This is a genomic window from Dyella silvatica, assembly GCF_026283955.1.
Taxonomy (GTDB): domain Bacteria; phylum Pseudomonadota; class Gammaproteobacteria; order Xanthomonadales; family Rhodanobacteraceae; genus Dyella_C; species Dyella_C silvatica.
On the sequence record NZ_JAPDPE010000225.1, the window covers coordinates 1 to 1598 of the forward strand.

Below are 1598 nucleotides of genomic sequence, written 5' to 3' on the forward strand. Positions count from 1 at the left end.
CTTTTCGCCAGGGCAGGAGCCCTGTCGAAAAGCCCGGCCAGCCCTCACGCACCCGCAGGGCGACAAGCGGGGTTGGCCTTTCTTTGGGTTACTTTTCTTTGGCCACGCAAAGAAAAGTGACTCGGACCCCGGCAGGGGTTCGAAACACGCCAAAGGCGACCACCTAGCGACTCAACCGCAAACAAGCCAAAAACCGCAACCCGCCCGAACCCCTCACCCATACAAGTTCAAGAGAGACAGAGAGCCATCACGAAAACCAACTCACTCCCCATCACCCAACACCTCCCACAACCCCACCGGCACCCCATCCACCCCGCGCGCCAACCAGGGCAACTCCCCCTCCCACCCACACAACTGCCACCCACGCAAACGATGCAACCGATCGCCATCGCGATCCCACAAAACCTCACCAAGCCCATCGCGCATGCTGGCCACAACCCAGCGCCCCGCAGGGCTGAAGCCATAACGCACACTCACACCGTCAATCAGCCGTCCGCCGACAAATCGATAGGCACCCGCCTCGTAGTGAACAAGGCCACCTAGCGGATCAGTCAATGCATGCCCGGCGTCGCGCCAGCTCACCCGCTCAAGCTCAACCCTGCGAGCGCGCGGACCGATCGGCGCCATCGCCAACTCGCTCCATTCCGGCGAGGGCGTCGCCGCTGGGGCGTGCTCAATCTGACGATGCAGCAAGGAATCCAACAAGGCCAGCACAGAGAACCCGACCAGTGCACCAAGCAAGGCTGCGCCCCAGGCCAATAGATCGCCGCCAAGCGCTCGCTGCACGGCGAACAGCATGCCGGGCAGCCCCCACTTCAGGGCGCGGCCACACCATGCCGCATAACCGACCGCGCTATGGGTGAGGGCGATAACGCTGATGGCCAGCGCCACCAGCACAGTCAGATCCAGCCACCATGGCAACATCGCCAGCAAGACAACCCCTGCGATCAATAACAGCATGGGCCATCGAGCGACGAGCAAGCTCATCTTAGTGACCGGGTCGAAGCAGCGGCGAACGGAGGATTGGTGATCTCACGCTACGCCGCCTCTCATCACAGCGATCAGCCGCACCACACGCGGGCGTTGCGGAACATGCGCATCCACGGCGAATCCTCGCCCCACTGTTCCGGATGCCAGCTCATCTGCACGGTGCGGAACACCCGCTCGGGATGCGGCATCATGATGGTCACGCGGCCATCGGCTGCGGTGAACCCGGCCAGGCCACCGGGCGAGCCGTTGGGGTTGAGCGGATAGTCTTCGGTGGGGCGACCGCGGTTGTCGATAAAGCGCACCGCGCCACCTGATTTCGACGGGCTGCACACCTGCGGAAAACTCACCCGGCCTTCGCCGTGCGCGACCGCGACCGGAATGCGCGAACCGGCCATGCCCTTGAAGAAGATGCTGGGTGTATCGAGCACCTCCAGCGTAGCCAGGCGCGCTTCGTATTGTTCCGAAGCATTGCGCAGGAATTTCGGCCAATGCTGTGCGCCGGGAATGATTTCCTTGAGCTGGCTCAGCATCTGGCAACCGTTGCAAACGCCGAGCGCGAATTTCTCCGGGTCGGCGAAGAATGCGGTGAACTCGGCGCGCAGGTAGTC

The 1598-nt window shown here is 63.0% G+C and carries 2 protein-coding genes; both read right to left on the reverse strand.

The window, feature by feature from the left end; all coding sequences use genetic code 11:
• Window positions 1–261: 261 nt before the first annotated feature.
• The gene (locus tag OUZ52_RS22775) at window positions 262–960 is read right to left on the reverse strand and encodes a hypothetical protein (protein ID WP_266160896.1); all 699 of its coding nucleotides are present in this window, start codon (window positions 958–960) and stop codon (window positions 262–264) included.
• Window positions 961–1061: 101 nt separating this feature from the next.
• The coding region (locus tag OUZ52_RS22780; protein ID WP_266160898.1) for a phosphoribosylformylglycinamidine synthase subunit PurQ at window positions 1062–1598 on the reverse strand (537 nt) is incomplete at its 5' end.

Bases quoted from the DNA above. Each gene is read 5' to 3' on its own strand.
- OUZ52_RS22775 (WP_266160896.1), bottom strand. From the start codon at position 960: ATGCTGTTATTGATCGCAGGGGTTGTCTTGCTGGCGATGTTGCCATGG.